The sequence below is a fragment of the Albidovulum sediminis genome, from assembly GCF_025380365.1.
Taxonomy (GTDB): domain Bacteria; phylum Pseudomonadota; class Alphaproteobacteria; order Rhodobacterales; family Rhodobacteraceae; genus Albidovulum; species Albidovulum sediminis.
Map to the genome: position 1 here is coordinate 1655397 of NZ_JAOCQF010000001.1, position 19888 is coordinate 1675284.

Here is a 19888-nt window from a genome sequence, read left to right on the forward strand (position 1 = left end):
GCCTCAGAGGGCGGCGCGCGCGCTGACCGCCTTCATCGCGTGGTGGATCTCGTGCACGGCCGTCTCCGCCATCGAGCGGAACACCATGATGTCGAAGCTGCCCTTCTCCGGCGCGGTGAGGATCGCCATCATGTGGCCAAGCTGCGATCGTGCGGCCTGTCCCGGCGCGAAGCCGCGCAGGTCAAGCGGCACGAGGCGGGCCAGCACATCGGCCGCCCCCGGCCCCTCAAGCCGCATCCGCGCCCAGCCGTCGGACTGGTCGGTCAGCGCGGCCAACCCGTCGAGCCCCTCCGGGTCGGCCCCGATCAGGAACGCCTGGTCGCGCCCGGTCCAGAGAATGGCGGCCGTCGCCGACGCGATCGCGGTGTTGGGCGCGGGCCAACCCAGGCCCAGTTTCTTGAGCGCTGTCGCCAGCTTCGCCCCCTGCCCCTTCAGCGGCGCGACCGAGGTCACGCGGTCGCCCACGATCTCGCGCAGCGTCAGCGCGCCGCAGGTCACCGGCAACAGCGCCTCGCACGGGGTCTTTTCGATCAGCCTAATCACGGGCGCGCCCTCCCTCGGGGTCGAAGAACACCGGGTTCACCACCTCGCACGGGATGTCGGTGCCGCGCAGATGATCGACCAGCCGCACGACCTCGCCATGGCGCGCGCGGCCGTTCTTCAGGAACGCAAGCCCCAGATGCGTCTTCAGCGTCGGCGACCAGCAGACCGAGGTGACATAGCCCTGATCGTTGGCCGAAACCGGCTTTGCGTCCTTTTCGAACAGGTGCGCCCCGGCGCCGAAGCCCTTGGCCGGCTGCACCGGGCGCAGGCCGACAAGCTGTTCGCGCTCCGGCCCCGACAGGCCCGGCCGTTCGCCGGCGGCCTTGCCGATACAGTCCTTCTTCTTCGATACCATACCCTGAAGCCCGATGTCGAAGGCGGTGGTGCGGCCGTGGATCTCGGCGTGGGTGATGAATCCCTTCTCGATCCGGAGGACGTTCAGCGCCTCCATCCCGTAGGCGGCACCGCCCATGCTTTCGGCCCGCGCGACCAGGTCGCGGAACAACCCCTCGCCAAAGCGCGCGGGCACGGCGATCTCGTACCCCGCCTCGCCCGAGAAGGAGATGCGGAAGAGCCGCGCCGAGACGCCGCGAATCTCGATCCCGCCGCAGCCCATGAAGGGAAACGCGCCCTCATCGAGCGGCGCAAGCAGCATGGAGTTCAGAAGGTCGCGCGCGCGCGGGCCGGCGATGGCGAACTGCGCCCATTGTTCGGTGACCGAGATCATCCGCACGTCCCAGTCCGGGCAATGCGCCTGGTGGACGAACTCCAGATGGCGCATGACGAGGCCGGCGGCGGCGGTCGTCGTCGTCATCAGGAAGTGGGTTTCGCCCAACCGCGCCGTGGTGCCGTCGTCCAGCACCATGCCGTCCTCACGCAGCATCAGCCCGTAGCGGACGCGGCCCACCGGAAGGCTGGAGAAGGTGTTGGTATAGACGAAATCGAGGAAGCGGGCGGCATCACGCCCCTGGATGTCGATCTTGCCGAGGGTGGAGACATCGCAGACCCCGACCGCCTGCCGCACCGCCATCACCTCGCGGTCGCAGGCCTCGCGCCAGGTCTTCTCGCCCGGTCGCGGGAAGTAGGAGGGGCGATACCACAGCCCCGCCTCGATCATCGGCGCGCCGCGCTCCACACTCGCCCTGTGCGAGGTGATGAAGCGTTGCGGCGCGAAACCGGCGCCCTGCCCACCGGCCCCCATCGCGGCGATGGAGACGGGGACATAGGGCGGGCGGAAGGTCGTCGTTCCGGTTTCAGGGATCGCGCGGCCCGTCGCGTCGGCCAGAACGGCAAGCGCCGCGATGTTGGAGTTCTTGCCCTGGTCCGGGGCCATGCCCTGCGTCGTATAGCGCTTCATGTGCTCGACCGAGCGGAAGTTTTCCTGCGCCGCCAGCCGCACGTCCTTCGTCGTCACGTCGTTGGCGAAGTCGAGCCAGGCGCGCCCCTTGCCGCCGGTCACTTCCCAGAAGGCGCGGATGCGCGCGCCGCCGTTTTCTGCCTGCGGCAGGTCGACGGCCGCCGCCTCCCGCCCGAGGTCGGACAGCGCGGCCTCGGCGGCGCGGCGGCCGTCCGCCAGCGCCCCGGCGGTCGTCATCACGCCCGCCGCCGCGCCGCAGGCGGTCAGGCCCGGCACCATGCCCGGCTTCGGCACGAAGGCGGCGATGCCCTCGTCCCAGGCCGGGCGGCCGTTCATGTGGCAGGCGAGATGCAGCGCCGGGTTCCACCCGCCCGAGACGGCCAGGCAGTCGACCTCGATCTTCTCCTCGCCCGAGGGGGTGGTGACGGTGATCTCGCGCAGGCCCAGCCGGCCGCGGGTTCCGGTCACCTGCCCGCCCGCGATCAGGCGATAGCCCGCGGGCTGGGGCGCGTCGTCGCGCACGTCGATCAGCGCCGCCACCTCGACCCCCGCGGCAACCAGATCGCGCGCAGTGCGGTGGGCGTCGTCGTTGTTGCCGAATACCGCGACACGGCGGCCCGCGGCCACGCCCCAGCGGTTGAGGTAGGCGCGCACCGCGCCCGCGGTCATGATCCCCGGCCGGTCGTTCAACGGGAAGGCGATCTGGCGCTCGTGCGCGCCCGAGGCGAGGATGGCGCGCCGGGCGACGATGCGCCAGAAACATTCGCGCGGCAGGTCGGCGGGCGCGTTCGCCAGGTGCAGGCCCACCCGTTCCAGCGCGCCGAAGGTGCCGCCGTCATAGGCGCCCGTGACCGTGGTGCGGACCATCAGGCGCACGTTCGGCAGCGCGCCAAGCTCGTCCAGCACCTCCGCCACCCAGGCGTGGCCGGGCTTGCCGCCCACCTCCTCGGTCTCGGCCAGAAGCCGGCCACCCATGCGCGCGTCCTCATCCGCGAGGATCACCTCGGCCCCTGCCCGCGCAGCCGTCAGCGCGGCCATCAGGCCCGCCGGCCCCGCGCCGATCACCAGAAGGTCGCAGAAGGCGAAGGCCTTTTCGTAGGGCTCGTCGTTGTGCCTGCCCGACAGCGCCCCCAGCCCCGCCGCCCGGCGGATCAGCGGCTCATAGAGCTTTTCCCAGAAGGCGCGCGGCCACATGAAGGTCTTGTAGTAGAAGCCCGCGCTGAAGAACGGCGCCAGAAGGTCGTTCACCTCCATCGCGTCGAAGCCGAGCGAGGGCCAGCGGTTCTGGCTCTGCGCCATCAGGCCCTGGAAGATCTCCTGCGTCGTCGCGCGCACGTTCGGGACGGCGCGCGCGCCCTGGCCCACGGTGACCAGCGCGTTCGGCTCTTCCGATCCCGCCGTCATCACGCCGCGCGGGCGGTGATACTTGAACGAACGCCCGAACAGCCGGTTCCCCCCCGCCAGCAGCGCAGAGGCAAGCGTGTCGCCCTGAAACCCGGTGTATTCGCGCCCGTCGAAGCGGAACCCGACGGTCGTGCCCCGGTCAACAAGACCCCTGCCCGCGATCCTCATTCCGGCTTTCCTTTCCTGCGCGGTTTCGGCTCGCCTTCGCCCGAAGGCCCGCCCTCGCCCGTTTGTCCGCGCTCGGCGAGAAGCCGCGTCGCGAGCACCGCGTGGGTGACGGTGTTGCGCGTCACCTCGATCCAGGCCGAACAGCCCATCTCGTGATACCAGAGGTCGCGGGTCTCGCCCGCGGGGTTGTCGCGCAGGTGCAGGTAGGCGTCCCAGGCCTCAGGCGCCGCACCCTCGGCCGGGCGGTCGGCATAGACGGCGTCGCCGTAGTAATAGAACTCGCGCCGGTCACGGTCGCCGCAGAGGGGGCAGGTGATACGCATATCCTTGGCCTTCAATGCAGATTGTGCTGCGACCCGGTGCCTTCCTCGTCAAGAAGATGGCCCGTGGCAAAGCGGTCGAGGCGGAAGCGGCGGGCGACCGCGTGCGGTTCGCCCGTCGCCATCAGGTGGGCCATGCACCAGCCCGAGGCGGGCACGGCCTTGAAGCCGCCGTAGTTCCAGCCGCAGTCGATGTAGAGCCCGTCGACGTGGGTCCGGTCGATGATGGGCGATCCGTCGGGCGTCATGTCCATGATGCCGCCCCAGGACCGCAGGACCTTCGCCTTGCCGATCATCGGCATCAGCGTCATGCCCGCCTCCATGACGTGTTCCACCATCGGCAGGTTCCCCCGCGCGGCGTAGGAGGCGTAGAAATCGAGGTCGCCGCCGAAGACAAGGCCGCCCTTGTCGCTTTGAGAGATGTAGAAATGCCCCATGCCGAAAGAGACGACATGGTCGATGACGGGCTTCAGCCCCTCGGTCACGAAGGCCTGCAGGATGTGGCTTTCGACCGGCAGGCGCATCCCCGCCATCGCCGCGACCTGGCCGGAGCGGCCCGCCACGACGATGCCCACCTTCTTCGCCCGGATCGCGCCGCGCGTCGTCTGCACGCCGGTGACGCGTCCGCCCTCGATGTCGATCCCCGTCACCTCGCAGTTCTGGATCAGATCGACGCCGCGCCGGTCGGCGCCGCGGGCATAGCCCCAGGCGACCGCATCGTGGCGCGCGGTGCCGCCCCTGCGGTGCAAAAGCCCGCCATAGATCGGAAAGCGCGTCTGCTCGAAGTCGAGGTAGGGCAGATGCCGCCGCACCCCTTCGCGGTCCAGCAGTTCGGCATCGTCGCCCTGGTTGATCATCGCGTTGCCGCGCCGGGCGAAGGCGTCGCGCTGACCGTCGGAGTGGAAGAGGTTTATGAGCCCGCGCTGCGAATGCATGACGTTGTAGTTGAGGTCGGCCTCAAGCCCCTCCCACAGCTTCAGCGAGTGGGAATAGAATTCCTGGTTGCCGGGCAGGAAGTAGTTGGCGCGCACGATGGTGGTGTTGCGTCCGACGTTGCCGCCGCCGAGGTAACCCTTTTCCAGCACCGCGATATTGGTCAGCCCGTGGTTCTTCGCAAGGTAATAGGCGGTCGACAGCCCGTGCCCGCCGCCGCCGATGATGACGATATCATATTCCGCCTTCGGCTCGGGGTCGCGCCAGGCGGGGCGCCAGCCCTTGTTGCCGCCCAGGCCCTCGGCCAGGACCCTGAACCCCGAATATCGCATCGCTGCCTCCGCTTCGGCCACTTCAAGAGCCTAGGGCGCAGTGTTCCGTTCTGACAGATGCTTTCAAAAAACTTTGCGACAAATCGTGTCGCTTCCGGCACTCGGCCGGGAAAAACGCCGCGCCAGGGGCCGGCGCGGCGGTTCCTGTCAGTTCACCATCCGGAAATAGGACGCGTCATAGTTGTTGCCCATCCCCGCGCCCGCGCAATAGCCGTAGGCCCCGTTCGAGGTCACGTCGATCTCTCCGCCCGCGACAAGTGAGATGCCTTCGACGCCGTTGGTGTTCGCCGTCAGTGCGATGTCCTGCGCGGAAATCAGCTGGCTGCCGTAGAATTCCACCCCGCTCGTCATCTTGATCGACCCCAGGCTCAGGATCTGCACGTCGCCGCCCGGGGCGCAGCCGTCGTCCTTGCCGATGATGATGTTCTGGGACGAACTGACGGCGTTGTTCTTGTCGGTGTTGGTGGACAGGATCACGGCATCCTCCAGCGTGGTGCCGTTCGCGAACTTGATCTGGCAGTTGGTGACCAGCGCCATCTGCCTGAACCAGTCGCCGTCGATGGTCAGCGTGCCGTTGCCGCCGTTGCAGGTCACCTGGTGCACGCGCCCGGTCTTGAAGCTGGTGGAGATCGACTTGTTGCCCTTGGGTGCTGCGACCGTCAGCAGGCTGGCATTGGTGATGTAGGACCGGTAGTAGGGCGAACCCGGCGTCATGATCCCGTATTTCGGATGGTCGGGGTCCAGAAGCCCCTCCTCTATATGGTTGACGCGGTCGAGGACTCGCAGCGCGTAGGAGGCGTCGCGCAGGGCCCGTTCCAGACCGATGTTCGAATTGAACCCCGACGCGGGCATGACAAGGTTGGCCTTGTCCGGCATCGACACGACCGAGCCGGTCTCGAACACGCTGTTTGAGTTCACCTCGACATGGGTCTGCGAATGGACGCAGAAGCCCGGCAGGTAGGTGTTGTTGCTTTGGGTGTCCACGCGGCCCTCGGCCATGAAGCCCTCGCGCGCGCAGCCCGGCAGATAGGTCTCGAACACAGAGCCGGCGGCGATGTCGAATTCGTCCTGACCGGCAAGGCGCAGGAACCAGGTGCCCAGGCTGTTGTTGCGCGAGGCATAGCGGCGGGTCGAGACGAAGACGGCCCCCTTCGAAGTGGCGCTGGGCGTGAAGGTATCGGTCGCCGCGTTCCAGGAGCCGAAGACGATATCCTCGGGCGTCAGCACGTTGCCGTAGCGCGAGGGCGGCATCATGTTCTCGGCCACCTCGATCGCCTTGGCCTTGGCGGTGTCGGCCGAATTCCATTCCCGTGACCAGAGGGCCGCATGGGCGGCGGAATCCGCCGTCGCCTGCAACTGCGTCCAGGTCTGGAAAGCGTTGCCCACGTCCACGGCGAAGCCGCCGACGATCAGGCTGCACAGAAGCATCTGGAGGCTCAGCACCGAAATGCCGCCCCTGTCCCGCCGTGCCAACCGGCGGGCGTGGCGTCCGGTCCTTGCGGTTACTCCCAGTTGCATAATGTAACCTCCCGCTGCATTACTGTTTCCAACTCGACCCTAGGTAGAGTGATATTCCAGACTGAAGCCCGCCGATCCCATGCACCTTGCAGGGACCGGCGGGCTTAACCTTCTTTTGTTTCGACCCGCCTGTTACCGCACCATGCGGAAGTACGGCGCCTCGTAGTTGTTCGCCATGCCGGCCCCGCCGCAGAAGCCGAAGGAGCCGTTGGACGTGATGCTGGCCTCGCCGCCGGCAACGAAGGACGCGCCCTCGATGCCGTCGTTGTTGGCCGTGGCGTAGATGTCGCCCGCGGCGATGAACTGGCTGCCGTAGACGTAGATGCCCGATGCCAGGTCGATACCGCCCTTGGTCAGGATCTGGACATCGCCGCCGTCAGTGCAGTCGTCGTTCTTGCCGAAGCGCACTCCGGAGCGTCCGTAAAACGACTTGTCGTCCAGGTTCGTGTTCAGGAACACCGCATCCTCGAGCGAGGCGCCCTCGCCCAAGTCCGTCCCGAACTGGATGCGGCAGTTGGTGACGATCACCATCTTGCGCAGCCAGTCGCCCTTGACCTGCTTGTGCTGGTTGTCGTTCCTGCAGTCCAGAACGTGGACGCGCCCCTCTTTGAAGTCGCCGGGGTCAAGCATAGTCTTGCCCTGGCCGTTGACCTTCACGGTGACCTTGCTGGTGATGTAGCTGCGATAGTAGGGCGAATCCGGGTTCATGATCCCGTATTTCGCGTCGCTGGGGTTGAGGATCCCCTGCTCGATCTTGCTCAGGCGGTCGAGGATGCGGATCGCATAGGACCCGTCGCGCAGGGCCTCGAACAGGCCCTGGTTCTGCTCGTATCCGGAATCCGGGATCACCACGTCCGACTTGTCGGGCATGGATACGATGACGCCGGTGTTGAAGACGTTGTTGGAGTTGATCTCGACATGGGTCTGCGAGTGGATGCAGTAGCCGGGCTCATAGGTGTTGTTGCTTTGCGTATCGACACGCTCCTGCGCCACGATGCCTTCGCGGAAGCAGGACGCGTAATAGGTCTCCCAGATCGAGCCGGAGCCGACGTCGAAGGACTCCTGCCCCGCAAGGCGCAGGAACCACGTCCCCAGTTCGTTGTTCTGGGATTCATACCGCCGGGTCGAAACGAAGACCGCATTCTTGGACAGCGAATTGGGCGTGAACTTGCCTGTCGATGCATCCCAGTCGCCGAAGACGATATCCTCGGGCTTCAGCACCGTGCCGTATTTCGAGGCCGGCATCATGTTGGTGGCGACCGTGATCGCCTTGGTCTTCGCCACGCTTGCCGTATTCCACTCGCGCGACCAGAGCGCGGCATGAGCGGCGGAGTCCGCGGTCGCCTGCAACTGGGTGTAGGCCTGGAAGCCGTTGCCCACGTCGACGGCGAAACCGCCGATCACGAGGCTCGCGATCAGCATCTGGAGGCTCAGAACGGTGATGCCGCCGCGCTCGGCGGCGGCGCGGCCGGTCACGGCCCGGGCAAGCGCGGCAAGGCGGGATTTCCTCATTCGCTGAATCCTTCATCCAGTTGATCCGCCGTGACCCGCCAGTCGTTGTTGAAGGCATAGGCGATGCCCAACAGGTCCAGATCGGCCAGCGGCACGGTTACGGTGGTCGTGATCAGCCCGGCAACGTTCGTGGTGACCGCACTCGCGTTGGTGCTGATCGGCGCGATGCGGTTTTCGACATAGGTTTCGGTTTCGGCGTTGGTGGTCAGGCGGCGGATCGAATAGTTGCGGTTGCCGTCCTGGATGATCCGCATGATCCGCGACTGGTTGTTGAAGATCATCGAGATGTCGACCATCAGCGAAAACAGCCCGAGGAAGAACGGCAGCCACAGGATGACCTCGATCGTCGCGGCCCCGTTCTCGCGGTGCCAGAACCTGGCGACCCGACGATCAAGACGAAATGGCAACATCGACGTCTCCTCAAAGCTGCCGTCCTGGCAGCCCCCCACACCCCGTCGATTTGGCGAAGAAAATCTGGCTAAAATTTGTCTAATCCCGGCCGGAGTGACGGCAAGCACCAGAAGAATCCACATATGCGCGGAGAAATCGGAGGATTTGGGTGGGATTGGGGCGAAGTAGGCAACAGTGGATGTAAAGGATTTACAACCTGCAGTTGATACTCAACAACTCAGAGTTGCGCACGGCAGTCCGCGGCCGGGGGCGCGAATCTGGCCCGCCCCCGGCGCCTCTCTCCCCACGATTGAAAAGCGCCCCGATTACAATCCCTTGGAGCGGTATGTTGCGGCGACCCGGCTGATCGCGACGATGTAGGCGGCAACGCGCAGGTCCTGCACGTCCTGCCGCCCATGCCAAACCTCGCGCATCGCCTGGTAGGCGGTGCGCATGGTGTCGTCGAGACCGGAGCGGACCAGTTCCAGCTCGTCCGAGCCGCGCATGAACCTGTCCTTGAAGTCGGGGGCGAGTTCCCAGCCCAGCCCCTTGTCGGCAGACAGCCGCTCCAGCTCCTCCACGATCAGTCGGGAGCGCGCCTCCTCCGCCCGGCGCTGCATCCGGCCGAAGCGGATGTGGCTGAGGTTCTTGACCCATTCGAAGTAGGACACCGTCACCCCGCCGGCGTTGGCGTACATGTCCGGGATGATGACGGCGCCCTTGCGGCGCAGGATCTCGTCGGCGCCGAAGGTGATCGGGCCGTTCGCCGCCTCGATGATGAGGGGCGCCGCGATGCGTTCGGCGTTGCCGAGGTGGATCACGCCTTCCATAGCCGCCGGGATCAGGATGTCGCAGGCCTTTTCCAAGACGCTCGCGCCGTCCTCGACCAGTTCGGCGTCGGGATAGCCGCGGACGGAGCCGTGGCGGGCGATCCACTGGCGGACCGCCTCGACATCAAGGCCGCCGTCGCGCACCAGCGCGCCGTCCCGCTCGATGATCGCGGTGATGATGGCGCCGTCCTCCTCCGAGAGGAACTTCGCGGCGTGGTAGCCCACGTTGCCAAGGCCCTGCACCACCACCCGCTTGCCGTCGAGGTCGCCCGACAGCCCCGCCTTCGCCCTGTCGTCGGGATGGCGGAAGAATTCGCGCAGCGCGTATTGCACGCCCCGCCCCGTCGCCTCCACCCGGCCCTGGATGCCGCCGGCATGGGGCGGCTTGCCGGTGACGCAGGCGCGCGCGTTGATGTCGGTGGTGTTCATCCGCGCATACTGGTCGGCGATCCAGGCCATCTCGCGCTCGCCCGTGCCCATGTCGGGGGCGGGCACGTTCTGGGCCGGGTTGATCAGGTCGCGCTTGATCAGCTCATAGGCGAAGCGGCGGGTGATCTGTTCCAGTTCGTGATCGTCCCAGGCGCGCGGGTCGATGCAGAGCCCGCCCTTCGAGCCGCCGAAGGGCGTCTCCACCAGCGCGCACTTGTAGGTCATCAGCGCGGCCAGCGCCTCGACCTCGTCCTGGCTGACCGACAGCGCATAGCGGATGCCGCCCTTGACCGGCTCCATGTGTTCGGAGTGGACCGAGCGGTAGCCGGTGAAGGTCTCGATCTTGCCGCGCAGGCGCACGCCAAAGCGCACGGTGTAGGTGGAGTTGCAGACGCGGATCTTTTCCTCGAGCCCGGGGCTCAGATCCATCAGCGCCACCGCGCGGTTGAACATCAGGTCGACGGACTGGCGAAAGCTGGGTTCGTTCAAGGGGGACATCGGGCTCTCCTGACCTCGGCACGGGGCGTCGCCTTGGCGCGACAGCCCATCTCTAGCACGCCATCGCCGGAACGGACACAGGCCAAAGAAAATGCGACCGGGGAAGAATCGAGATGTCGTCACTCGCGGTATCGGGAAGGGCGCGGGGTGAGTCGGGGGGCGAGTCGGGGCCGATTCCGGAAGCGGGCGGTGACATTAGGCGCCAATGCGGCGAACCGTTTCCATGCCGACACAAAGCTGCCCTCATGCCACATTTCGGCCTCAATTCGCCGCCCCACTGGCTGCGTGTAGTTTTCCTGTTCACGAGTAACGGCAGTTCGCCATGTCCGACGCATGCCCCCGTGGCCCCCTGCGGGCCCCGCATTTCCCCCGTCACGACCGCCAGTTTCCGCTCGCCGCGCGACTTGCCCGGCGCGCCGCTTCCGAACGCGGCAGCCTCGTGGTCTTCTCGCTTTTCTGCTTTCTCTGCATGCTCATCCTCGCCGGTGTCGCGCTCGACGTGATGTATTTCGAGGAAAAGCGGACGCGGCTTCAGAACACGCTCGACCGCGCGGTTCTGGCGGCGGCAGACCTGAACCAGACCCTGCCGCCCGAGGATGTGGTGAAGGATTACTTCACCAAGTCGGGCCTGCGCGCCCCGCTCGATAGCGAGATCGAGGCGACGACGGGCGCCTCGGACGAATGGCGCTCGGTCCGGGTGAACCTGCGCGAGGGCGTACCCACCATGTTCATGCGGCTGGTCGGCACGCCGACGCTGACCGCGCCCGCGCTTGGCGCGGCAGAGGAACGCATCGGCATGGTGGAAATCTCGCTGGTGCTCGACGTCTCCGGCTCGATGAACTCCAACAGCCGTCTGGTGAACCTCAAGCCCGCGGCCAAGGCCTTTGTAGATCAGGTCTTCGACACGGTCGAACCCGGCCACCTGTCGCTCTCGATCATCCCCTATTCGACGCAGGTCAGCCTGGGGACCGGCTTCTCGGGCTATTTCAACCTGACCGACGAACACACCCTGTCGCACTGCATCGAGTTCGACCGCACCGACTACCAGACCGCCGCCATGGCCCCGAAGACCACGCCCCTTGGCGATGCGGCGGGCGCGGCCGATCGCGTCTACCAGCGCAACGGGCATTTCGACCCGTTCAATTCGGTGGTGCCGCCGTCGCTGACGAACTGCGCCGCCATGGCCAACCGCCGCATCCTGCCCTTCTCGGGCGACCGCGACGCGCTCAAGACCTACATCGACGCGCTGACCGCCTCGGGGAACACCTCGATCGACATCGGCATGAAGTGGGGCGCGGCTCTGGTCGATCCGTCGATTCAGTACACCGTCCGGCAGATGATCGCGGGCGGAGAGGCGCCGGCGGCCTTCGACGGACGGCCCGCGGCCTATTCGGACACGACGACGCTGAAGGTCGTGGTGATCATGACCGACGGCGAGAACACGACCGAATACCGCCTACGCGACGCCTATGACCACGGCCCCAGCCGCCTGTGGCGCAGCAATGACGCGCGCTGGACGAACGACCCCGCCAACCTGAGCCAGTATTCGCTCTTCGATGCGGGCCGCAACCAGTACTACTCCTTCGCGCTGGCCCAATGGCGGAACCTTCCCTACGGCGACGATCCCGCGGACCCCGGCGATGCGGTGCAGATGACCTGGCCCGAGGTCTGGGCGACGATGTCGATCGACTGGTTCGCGAACCGGATCATCTCGCCCATCTATGGCACCACCGTGCGCAACACCTGGCGGTCCGACAGCGTGGCCTCGCCGGTCGCGAACGAATACATCCGCGACGACAAGGACGCCCGCACGATCGAGATCTGCTCGGCCGCGAAGGAACAGGGCATCAAGGTCTTCGCGATCGGGTTCGAGGCGCCGACGCGCGGGCTCAACCTGCTCAGGACCTGCGCGTCCTCGCCCGCCCATTTCTACTCGGTCACCGGTCTCCAGATCGCCGACGCCTTCGCCGGCATCGCAAGCTCCATCAGCAAGCTGAGGTTGACGGAATGAAACGCTTCGCCCTTCGCAGGTTCCGCGCCAGCGCCCGCCGTTTCGCCCGTGCAGAGCGGGGCGCCGTGACCATCCCCTTCGTTCTCTTCGTCCCGGTGTTCATGGTCTTCATCCTGTCGTCGATGGAGCTTGGCTTCGTGATGATGCGCCATGTGATGCTGGAACGCGCGCTTGACATGACGGTGCGCGACCTGCGCCTTGGCCGGGTCGCGAACCCCACGCACGACGCGATCCTGGCCCGGCTTTGCGGCTATTCCGCGTTCCTGGGCGACTGCGAGGATACCGTGCTGCTGGAACTGCGGCCGATCGCGAAGAACAGCTGGACGCCATTCGACACCGGGCCGACCTGCGTCGACCGCGACGCGCCGGTGCAGCCGGTCACCGAATTCGCCGCCGGCGGCAGCGACGAGCTGATGCTGGTGCGCGCCTGCGCCAAGGTCAAGCCGCTGATGCCGACCACGGGGCTTGGCCTGCACATCACCACCGATGGCAGCGGCGACTATGCCCTGATCGCCTCCACCGCCTTCGTCAACGAACCCAGACCGGGGACATGACATGAACATCCTCAGCCTTCTTCGCCAGACCGGGCAACGTTTCCGCAGCAGCGAGCGCGGCACCGCGCCGGTCGAGGCCGTGATCGTCACGCCGTTGCTGTTCTGGTGGTATCTCGCCGCCTACCAGTACTTCGATGCCTTCCGCGAGAAGAACGCCAACCAGAAGGCGGCCTATGCGATCTCCGACATGATCTCGCGCGAGACCGCCGAAATCGACACCGCCTACATCGAGCGGATGGGCGAGGTCTTCGACTATCTGACGATGTCGCGCCAGCCGGGCTGGATCCGGGTGACCTCGGTCTACTGGGACGATGTCGCGGGCGTCTATCGCACCGCCTGGTCGCACGCCACTGACGGGCATGCGCCGCATACCGATGCGACCATCGCGACCGAGACGGCGCGCATCCCGGTGCTACCGGTCGGCGACACGGTCGTCCTGGTGGAAACCTCGACGACCTATCAGCCGTTCTTCCGCATCGGGCTGGAGGCGACGCAGCTCAACAACTTCGTCACCACGCGCCCGCGCTTTGCCAGCCAGATCGTCTTCGAGGGACAGCTCGCCCCCGAGGTCGAGCCGGTGCCGGACGTGGGCGGCGCCTGAGCCGCCCGGTCCCGCATCCGCGGTTGTGCAGCCGCAAACCGACCCTGTGAGCAACGGCGCCGCGCCCGGGGCTCGCGTTGTCGTGATCGCGGCCTATATTCGAGGCAAGCGAACAGGAGGCTTGCCATGTCCATCCGACCCATCCTCGAATCCCGCCGCGCCCAGCCCACGATGGAGGGCGCCGGGGTGAAACTGCACCGCGCCTTCGGGTTCCGCGACCCGAGCGAGCTTGACCCCTTCCTGCTTTTCGACGATTTCCGCAACGAACGGCCCGAGGATTACCTGCGCGGCTTTCCCTGGCACCCGCACCGGGGGATCGAGACGATCACCTATGTTCTGGCCGGCACGGTCGAACACGGCGACAGCCTTGGCAACAAGGGGCGCCTCGGCGCCGGCGACGTGCAGTGGATGACGGCCGGGTCCGGCATCATGCATCAGGAAATGCCGCTCGGGAACGCGAAGGGGCAGATGCACGGCTTCCAGCTCTGGGCGAACCTGCCGTCGCGGCTGAAGATGACGGCGCCGCGCTATCAGGACGTGAAGGCGGCCGACATCCCCGAGGTCATCGATGACGACGGCACGGTGGTGCGCGTGGTGGTCGGCTCCTTCTGGGGCCGGACCGGCCCGGTCGACGGGATTGCCGCCGATCCGCAATACCTCGACATCACGGTGCCCGCCGGGGTCAGGAAGACCTTCAAGGTCGACACCTACCGCCGCGCCTTCGCCTATGTGTTCGAGGGGGCGGGCCGGTTTGCCGACGCCTCGCGCCCCGAGGGGGTGCTGCTCGAGAAGGAGGTGATGGGCGAGGAGGTGAACATCCGCGACCTGTCCGGCGACCGCACGCTGATCCGCTTTGGCAGCGGCGACGAGGTGACGGTGCAGGCGGGTGAGCGGGGGATGCGGTTCCTGCTGATCTCCGGCGCCCCGATCGAGGAGCCGGTGGCCTGGCACGGGCCGATCGTGATGAACACCAAGGCCGAGATCATGCAGGCCATGACCGACCTCCGGAACGGCACCTTCATCCAGCCGGCGCACTGAGGGGACGACGCCCCCCCGTGATCCGGGACGAAGGCGATGAAGATATCCGAAAGCCCCGGAATCGGGTAAGCTCCGCCGCAAAAGCATGGGGGCTTGGGGGTCATCGGATGGCCAACGTGGATGAAAGCGCCGTTGCGGTCCACTACGGCGGCAATGAGCTCAGGTCCCGGCTCTTCGCGGCGATTGCGCGTTCCGGTCTGGACCTGAGCCGCCTTCGGCCTGTCGACCTTGCGCCGGTGGACGAGTTTCACATGGGCGGGCGCGCGGCCACGGCAGAGATTGTCGCGCGTGCCGGCCTGACCCCCGGCGACCGGGTTCTGGACATCGGCAGCGGACTTGGCGGTCTGGTCCGGTATCTGGCCAGCGAAGTCGGCTGCCGTGCCACGGGCCTTGACCTGACGCCGGAATACGTGGCCATCGCGCGGGAGTTCACGGACCTCACCGGACTGTCGGACAAGGCGGACTTCGTCGTCGGAAGCGCGCTAGCCCTGCCGTTCGACGACGCCACATTCACCGCCGCGCTGACGTTTCATGTGGGGATGAACATCGCCGACCGGGAAACGAAGTATCGCGAGGCCTTCCGGGTACTGCGCCCCGGCGCGAAGTTCGTGATCTATGACGTGCTGAAGGGCCCCGAGCCGGGGATGCGCTTTCCGGTCCCGTGGGCACAAACGCAGGAGACGAGCCATCTGGTTTCCGCCGAGGAGATGGGCCGCCTGCTGACGTCCGCCGGATTCTTGATCCTGCATGAGGAAGATCGAACGCCCGTGGTCCTGAAACACCACCGGGCACGGGTGGCGGAGATGTCGGCCGGAACCCCTCCGCCGCCGCTCGGGCTGCATCTCTTGCAGGGGGACACCGCGAAGGTGAAATCCCAGAACATGATCGAGATGGCCGAGGCCGGACAGATCGCGCTTGGGGCGTTCCTTGCCCGGAAGGCCGATTGAAGGACGCGTGCCGTCGGCCACCCCGCCGCCACGATACCTGGTGTTGACGCCGTTTGGCATGGCGATGGCTGCAAGCGCCACCGGCTTGGTGTCGGGCATAGGGGAAGGACCCGCGTCCTGCCCGGCCCGAAAGGCGATCAGGGAAACCGGCGCTCCAGGAAGTTCCGGACGGCGCCCAGAAAGGCGGGTTCGTCCTCGATGAACGACAGGTGCGCGACCTCGGGTAGCTCGACGACGGCGGCATCCTGCATGCGGCCCGCGAATTCCCGCAGCGTCGCGGGTCGGGCCTCGTCGTGCTCGCCGCAGACGTAAAGGACCGGTGCCGACACTTCCGCGAGCCGGGGCGAGCCGTCGTAGTCGCGGATGGTGCCGCGCGCGGTGAACTCGCTCGGCCCCCAGATGTGGGTGTAGAGGGACTGGTTGAACAACTCGCCCGACCTGACGTGATGCGGGGGACGTCCCCCCTTCCGGCGGAGATGCCGTGCCATGAACAGTTCGTTGGCGTGCTGATAGCCGGGGTTGGCGAAGTCGTCGCTGGCCTCGCATTCCCGGATGAGCCGCTGCGCGTAGTCGGGCAGCCCCGCGATCAGGGCGCGCGCATCCTCGGACCAGCGGGCGGCGTCGAGGCACGGGCTGACAAGGATCAGCCCCGCCGTGCTGCCGGGGTGCCTGAGCGCGTATTCATAGGCCAGAAGCCCGCCCCAGGAGTGCCCGGCCAGGATCAGCGCCCCGTGGCCAAGCGCCAGGCGCACCCTCTCGATCTCCTCGACGAAATAGCCGATCGTCCAGTTCGCCGGGTCGCCGGGCCGGTCGGAGTTCCCGGTGTCGAGCTGGTCGTAGAGCACGACCGGGTGACGGTCGCAGAGCGCCGTCAGCGGCATCAGGTAATGATGCGACATTCCCGGCCCGCCGGTAATGCCCACAATCGCCGGCCTTGACTGAGCCAGGCCGTTCTGCCGGAACCATGTGCGCCCGCCGGGGCCATCGACGTATCCGGCAATTTCCGGATCGGTCCAGCTCATCAGACCTCCGCGGCGCTTGGGTGTTCCCTGACAGGTGACACCCGATCGTCCGATGGGTCAACGCAATTCGGCGCGGCGTCACGCCGCGACGGCCTTCCGGGCCATGTCCCAGTAGATATCGCCGATGGCGGCGCGGCCCAGCCGCCCGCCCTCGCGATACCAGGTGTTGACGCCGTTCAGCATGGCGATGATTGCCAGCGTCGCCAGCTTGGTGTCGGGCACGGCGAAGTGGCCCGCGTCCTGCCCCGCCCGCAGGATCGCTTCCAGCCGGTTCTCGTAGTCGCGCCTCAGCCCCTCGATCACCGCGAAATTCTCCGGCCCGAGGTTCCGCAGTTCCATGTAGGACAGGAACACCGCCTCGGCGTGGTCGAGGTTGAAGGCGATGTGGAAGCGCACGAAGGCCTCCAGCCGTTCGACCGGGTCAGCGGAGGGTTCGGCGGCGTCCCAGGCGGCGATCAGTTCGTCCATGTGGTCGCGCAGCAGATCGACCAGCATCGTCTCCTTGTCGGGAGTGTAGAGGTAAAGTGCGCCGGCCTGCACGCCCACCTCGGCCGCGATCTGGCGCATGGAAACGGCAGCGAAGCCGTGACGCGCGAACAGATGCCGCGCCGCCGCGCGGATGCGCGGGCCGGTGATGTCGGAACGGGAGCCGGGTTTGCGTGCCATGGCGGCAGAGTATCTGAACGCCCGTTCAATACAATCCCCCCCGCTTGCCCCCCCGCTTGCGATCCCTCCGCTTGCGAACCCCCGCGGCGCCCCCTATCCTTGCCGCGCAGTCCGGAGGCAGCATGCGCGTCTTCCCGTTTTTCCTTGCGCTCGCCACCCTTTCGGCCTGCGCGCCCGGCGGTGACAGGCCGGCGCCGGCCGAGCGCGCGCCCTACCCCGCTCTTCTGCCGCTGTCCTCCCTCCAGGCGCCTGCGCCGACGCTCGACCCGGAGGCGACCGCCGCGGGCCTTCAGGCCGAAGCCGCGGCCCTTCGGGCCACCGCCGCCAGCCTTGCGGCGGACGGCGGCTGATGCCCCCGCCGCATCGGAAGGGTCCGGCCGGTCGCGGGTGCGTTGCAAGCCCTGCCGCAAACGGCTAACACCCGGCAAAACGCCTCATTCGCAAGGAGCCCCTCATGTCCCAACCGCTGCGTCTTGGCATCGCGGGCCTTGGCACCGTGGGCATGGGGGTGGTCAAGATCGTGCAGGCGCACGGCGACCTTCTGGCGCTGAGGGCCGGGCGGCCGATCGCCATCACCGCCGTCTCGGCGCGCGACCGCACGAAGAACCGGGACGCGGACCTGTCGGGCTATGCCTGGGAAACCGACCCGGTGGCGCTGGCCCGGCGCCCGGACGTCGATATCCTGATCGAGGTGATGGGGGGCGAAAACGGCCCTGCCAAGGCCGCGACCGAGGCGGCGATCGCGGCGGGCAAGGACATCGTCACGGCGAACAAGGCGCTTCTTGCCCACCACGGGCAGGCGCTGGCCGAGGCGGCCGAGGCCGCGGGCCGCGTGATCCGCTTCGAGGCCGCCGTCGCGGGCGGCATCCCGGTGATCAAGGCGCTGACCGAAGGGCTTGCCGGCAACGCCATCCGCCGCGTCATGGGCGTCATGAACGGCACCTGCAACTACATCCTGACGCGGATGGAAAGCGCGGGCCTGCCCTACGACCATGTGTTCGAGGAGGCGCGCCAGCTTGGCTATCTGGAGGCCGACCCGAACCTCGACGTGGGCGGGATCGACGCGGGCCACAAGCTGAGCCTCCTGGCCGCGATCGGCTTTGGCACCAGGGTGTCGTTCGGCGCGGTGGAACTGGAAGGCATCGGCCGCATCTCGATCGACGACATCCGCCGCGCCGCCGACATGGGCTATCGCATCAAGCTTCTGGGCGTGGCGCAGATGACCGGACGCGGGCTGGAACAGCGCATGTCGCCCTGCCTTGTGCCTGCCGACAGCCCGCTGGGCCAGTTGCAGGGCGGCACCAACATGGTCGTGCTCGAGGGCGACAGCGTCGGCCAGATCGTGCTGCGCGGGCCGGGCGCGGGCCAGGGCCCGACGGCCAGCGCGGTCATGTCCGACGTCATCGACATCGCCCGCGGCATTCGCCTGCCGACCTTCGGCCAGCCCGCCACGACGCTGGCCGAGCCGATCCCGGCCAAGGCGGCAGCACCTGCGCCCTTCTACCTGCGCATGGCGCTGGCCGACAAGCCGGGCGCGCTGGCCAAGGTCGCCACCGTGCTGGGCGAGGCCGGGATCTCGATCGACCGGATGCGCCAGTACGGCCACCAGGATCCGACCGCGCCGGTCCTGATCGTGACCCACCGCACCACCCGCGACGCGGTCGATCACGCGCTCTCGCGCCTACCCGCGACCGGCGTCGTGGTGGGCGATCCGGTGGCGATCCGCATCGAAAGCGTCTGATCCCGCGCGGGCGATCGACAGGCATCGCCCTTGCGGCCCCGGCGGCTGAAAGGCTATGCCGGAGGAAGACAGCAGAACCCCGGGGACCGATCATGGCCGACGTCAAGGATTTCAAGGACCGCATGCTCTCGCTCGGGCTTGCGCGCGTGAGCGAGGCGGCGGCGCATGCCTCGGCCCGCCTGATCGGGCGGGGCGACGAGAAGGCCGCCGACCAGGCCGCCGTCAACGCCATGCGCGAGCAGCTCAACATGCTCGACATCGCCGGGACCGTGGTCATCGGCGAGGGCGAGCGCGACGAGGCGCCGATGCTTTACATCGGCGAGGAGGTGGGCACCGGCCACGGGCCGGAGGTCGACATCGCGCTCGATCCCCTCGAAGGCACGACGCTGACCGCCAAGGACATGCCGAACGCGCTGACCGTCATCGCCATGGCCCCGCGAGGCACGCTCCTGCATGCGCCCGACGTCTACATGGACAAGCTGGCCATCGGGCCGGGCCTGCCGAAGGACGCGATCGGCCTTGAGATGAGCCCGACGGAGCGGGTGGTGGAACTGGCGCGCGCGAAGAAGTGCAAGCCCACCGACATCACCGTCTGCATCCTCGAGCGGCCCCGGCATGAGGCGATGATCGCCGAGGTGCGCGCGACGGGCGCGGCGATCCGGCTGATCACCGATGGCGACGTCGCGGGCGTGATCCATTGCGCCGAGAGCGAGATCACCGGCATCGACATGTACATGGGTATCGGCGGTGCGCCCGAGGGGGTTCTGGCGGCCTCCGCGCTCAAGTGCATGGGCGGGCAGATGTGGGGCCGGCTTCTCTTCCGCAACGACGACGAGCGCGCCCGTGCCGCGCGCGCGAGCATCACCGATCTCAACCGGATCTATTCCCGCGACGACATGGTGACGGCCGACGTGATCTTCGCGGCGACCGGGGTGACGAACGGTTCGATCCTGCAGGGGGTCCGGCGCGAGCCGCACTACATCCAGACCGAAACCATCCTGATGCGGTCGAAGACCGGCTCCGTGCGCCGGATGATCTACCGCAACCCGGTGAAGTGAGCGCCGCCGGAAGCGG

At 67.4% G+C, this 19888-nt stretch carries 18 protein-coding genes; 8 read left to right on the plus strand and 10 right to left on the minus strand.

Annotated elements, in window-relative coordinates:
• Positions 1-3: 3 nt before the first annotated feature.
• From N5I32_RS08185 to N5I32_RS08220, 8 genes are all read right to left on the minus strand, one after another.
• On the minus strand, positions 4-543 hold the full coding sequence (locus tag N5I32_RS08185; protein WP_261494907.1) for a sarcosine oxidase subunit gamma: 540 nt from the start codon (positions 541-543) through the stop codon (positions 4-6).
• Positions 536-3472, minus strand: coding sequence for a sarcosine oxidase subunit alpha family protein (locus N5I32_RS08190; RefSeq protein WP_261494908.1), 2937 nt, complete (start codon positions 3470-3472; stop codon positions 536-538). The genes N5I32_RS08185 and N5I32_RS08190 overlap by 8 nt, the downstream gene beginning before the upstream one ends.
• On the minus strand, positions 3469-3795 hold the full coding sequence (locus N5I32_RS08195; protein WP_261494909.1) for a sarcosine oxidase subunit delta: 327 nt from the start codon (positions 3793-3795) through the stop codon (positions 3469-3471). Before N5I32_RS08195 ends, N5I32_RS08190 begins: the two co-directional genes overlap by 4 nt.
• Before the next feature lie 11 nt (positions 3796-3806).
• Positions 3807-5057 carry a sarcosine oxidase subunit beta family protein gene (locus N5I32_RS08200; protein ID WP_261494910.1) on the minus strand — a complete coding sequence of 417 codons (1251 nt, stop codon included), beginning with the start codon at positions 5055-5057 and terminating at the stop codon, positions 3807-3809.
• A 147-nt stretch (positions 5058-5204) separates the two neighbouring features.
• Entirely contained in the window at positions 5205-6575 is a 1371-nt protein-coding gene (locus tag N5I32_RS08205; RefSeq protein WP_261494911.1) for a pilus assembly protein TadG-related protein, read from the minus strand.
• Between the two features lie 132 nt (positions 6576-6707).
• The gene (locus N5I32_RS08210) at positions 6708-8087 is read right to left on the minus strand and encodes a pilus assembly protein TadG-related protein (protein WP_261494912.1); all 1380 of its coding nucleotides are present in this window, start codon (positions 8085-8087) and stop codon (positions 6708-6710) included.
• Positions 8084-8497 carry a TadE/TadG family type IV pilus assembly protein gene (locus N5I32_RS08215; protein WP_261494913.1) on the minus strand — a complete coding sequence of 138 codons (414 nt, stop codon included), beginning with the start codon at positions 8495-8497 and terminating at the stop codon, positions 8084-8086. Before N5I32_RS08215 ends, N5I32_RS08210 begins: the two co-directional genes overlap by 4 nt.
• A 306-nt stretch (positions 8498-8803) precedes the next feature.
• On the minus strand, positions 8804-10234 hold the full coding sequence (locus tag N5I32_RS08220) for a Glu/Leu/Phe/Val family dehydrogenase (protein WP_261494914.1): 1431 nt from the start codon (positions 10232-10234) through the stop codon (positions 8804-8806).
• A 322-nt stretch (positions 10235-10556) separates the two neighbouring features.
• Here N5I32_RS08220 and N5I32_RS08225 point away from each other — a divergent pair, with 322 nt between their 5' ends.
• The 5 genes from N5I32_RS08225 to N5I32_RS08245 all read left to right on the plus strand — a co-directional run bounded on the left by N5I32_RS08225 (position 10557) and on the right by N5I32_RS08245 (position 15385).
• Complete coding sequence (locus N5I32_RS08225) at positions 10557-12245, plus strand: Tad domain-containing protein (RefSeq protein WP_261494915.1); 1689 nt, start codon at positions 10557-10559, stop codon at positions 12243-12245.
• The gene (locus N5I32_RS08230) at positions 12242-12799 is read left to right on the plus strand and encodes a TadE family protein (protein ID WP_261494916.1); all 558 of its coding nucleotides are present in this window, start codon (positions 12242-12244) and stop codon (positions 12797-12799) included. The genes N5I32_RS08225 and N5I32_RS08230 overlap by 4 nt, the downstream gene beginning before the upstream one ends.
• Before the next feature lies 1 nt (position 12800).
• On the plus strand, positions 12801-13400 hold the full coding sequence (locus tag N5I32_RS08235; protein ID WP_261494917.1) for a TadE/TadG family type IV pilus assembly protein: 600 nt from the start codon (positions 12801-12803) through the stop codon (positions 13398-13400).
• 126 nt (positions 13401-13526) lie between these two features.
• Positions 13527-14438 carry a pirin family protein gene (locus N5I32_RS08240; protein WP_261494918.1) on the plus strand — a complete coding sequence of 304 codons (912 nt, stop codon included), beginning with the start codon at positions 13527-13529 and terminating at the stop codon, positions 14436-14438.
• Positions 14439-14545: 107 nt separating this feature from the next.
• A complete protein-coding gene (locus N5I32_RS08245; RefSeq protein WP_261494919.1) occupies positions 14546-15385 on the plus strand; it encodes a methyltransferase domain-containing protein in 840 nt (279 codons plus the stop codon).
• Between the two features lie 137 nt (positions 15386-15522).
• Here N5I32_RS08245 and N5I32_RS08250 read toward each other — a convergent pair whose 3' ends face one another.
• Positions 15523-16407, minus strand: a complete 885-nt coding sequence (locus tag N5I32_RS08250; RefSeq protein WP_261494920.1) for a proline iminopeptidase-family hydrolase — start codon at positions 16405-16407, stop codon at positions 15523-15525.
• Between the two features lie 78 nt (positions 16408-16485).
• Positions 16486-17073: a TetR/AcrR family transcriptional regulator gene (locus tag N5I32_RS08255; protein ID WP_261494921.1), complete on the minus strand. Its 588-nt coding sequence runs from the start codon at positions 17071-17073 to the stop codon at positions 16486-16488.
• A gap of 122 nt (positions 17074-17195) precedes the next feature.
• Here N5I32_RS08255 and N5I32_RS08260 point away from each other — a divergent pair, with 122 nt between their 5' ends.
• From N5I32_RS08260 to glpX, 3 genes are all read left to right on the plus strand, one after another.
• Entirely contained in the window at positions 17196-17423 is a 228-nt protein-coding gene (locus N5I32_RS08260) for a hypothetical protein (protein WP_261494922.1), read from the plus strand.
• A gap of 104 nt (positions 17424-17527) precedes the next feature.
• Positions 17528-18814 carry a homoserine dehydrogenase gene (locus N5I32_RS08265; RefSeq protein ID WP_261494923.1) on the plus strand — a complete coding sequence of 429 codons (1287 nt, stop codon included), beginning with the start codon at positions 17528-17530 and terminating at the stop codon, positions 18812-18814.
• Positions 18815-18906: 92 nt separating this feature from the next.
• Positions 18907-19872, plus strand: a complete 966-nt coding sequence (gene glpX / locus N5I32_RS08270) for a class II fructose-bisphosphatase (RefSeq protein WP_261494924.1) — start codon at positions 18907-18909, stop codon at positions 19870-19872.
• Positions 19873-19888: the final 16 nt, after the last annotated feature.

What these genes read in the sequence shown, in the direction of transcription:
- N5I32_RS08190 (WP_261494908.1), bottom strand. Translation starts at nt 3,472, where the DNA reads ATGAGGATCGCGGGCAGGGGTCTTGTTGACCGGGGCACGACCGTCGGG.
- N5I32_RS08195 (WP_261494909.1), bottom strand. Translation starts at nt 3,795, where the DNA reads ATGCGTATCACCTGCCCCCTCTGCGGCGACCGTGACCGGCGCGAGTTC.
- N5I32_RS08200 (WP_261494910.1), bottom strand. Translation starts at nt 5,057, where the DNA reads ATGCGATATTCGGGGTTCAGGGTCCTGGCCGAGGGCCTGGGCGGCAAC.
- N5I32_RS08205 (WP_261494911.1), bottom strand. Translation starts at nt 6,575, where the DNA reads ATGCAACTGGGAGTAACCGCAAGGACCGGACGCCACGCCCGCCGGTTG.
- N5I32_RS08210 (WP_261494912.1), bottom strand. Translation starts at nt 8,087, where the DNA reads ATGAGGAAATCCCGCCTTGCCGCGCTTGCCCGGGCCGTGACCGGCCGC.
- N5I32_RS08215 (WP_261494913.1), bottom strand. Translation starts at nt 8,497, where the DNA reads ATGTTGCCATTTCGTCTTGATCGTCGGGTCGCCAGGTTCTGGCACCGC.
- N5I32_RS08220 (WP_261494914.1), bottom strand. Translation starts at nt 10,234, where the DNA reads ATGTCCCCCTTGAACGAACCCAGCTTTCGCCAGTCCGTCGACCTGATG.
- N5I32_RS08225 (WP_261494915.1), top strand. Translation starts at nt 10,557, where the DNA reads ATGTCCGACGCATGCCCCCGTGGCCCCCTGCGGGCCCCGCATTTCCCC.
- N5I32_RS08230 (WP_261494916.1), top strand. Translation starts at nt 12,242, where the DNA reads ATGAAACGCTTCGCCCTTCGCAGGTTCCGCGCCAGCGCCCGCCGTTTC.
- N5I32_RS08235 (WP_261494917.1), top strand. Translation starts at nt 12,801, where the DNA reads ATGAACATCCTCAGCCTTCTTCGCCAGACCGGGCAACGTTTCCGCAGC.
- N5I32_RS08240 (WP_261494918.1), top strand. Translation starts at nt 13,527, where the DNA reads ATGTCCATCCGACCCATCCTCGAATCCCGCCGCGCCCAGCCCACGATG.
- N5I32_RS08245 (WP_261494919.1), top strand. Translation starts at nt 14,546, where the DNA reads ATGGCCAACGTGGATGAAAGCGCCGTTGCGGTCCACTACGGCGGCAAT.
- N5I32_RS08250 (WP_261494920.1), bottom strand. Translation starts at nt 16,407, where the DNA reads ATGAGCTGGACCGATCCGGAAATTGCCGGATACGTCGATGGCCCCGGC.
- N5I32_RS08255 (WP_261494921.1), bottom strand. Translation starts at nt 17,073, where the DNA reads ATGGCACGCAAACCCGGCTCCCGTTCCGACATCACCGGCCCGCGCATC.
- N5I32_RS08260 (WP_261494922.1), top strand. Translation starts at nt 17,196, where the DNA reads ATGCGCGTCTTCCCGTTTTTCCTTGCGCTCGCCACCCTTTCGGCCTGC.
- N5I32_RS08265 (WP_261494923.1), top strand. Translation starts at nt 17,528, where the DNA reads ATGTCCCAACCGCTGCGTCTTGGCATCGCGGGCCTTGGCACCGTGGGC.
- glpX (WP_261494924.1), top strand. Translation starts at nt 18,907, where the DNA reads ATGGCCGACGTCAAGGATTTCAAGGACCGCATGCTCTCGCTCGGGCTT.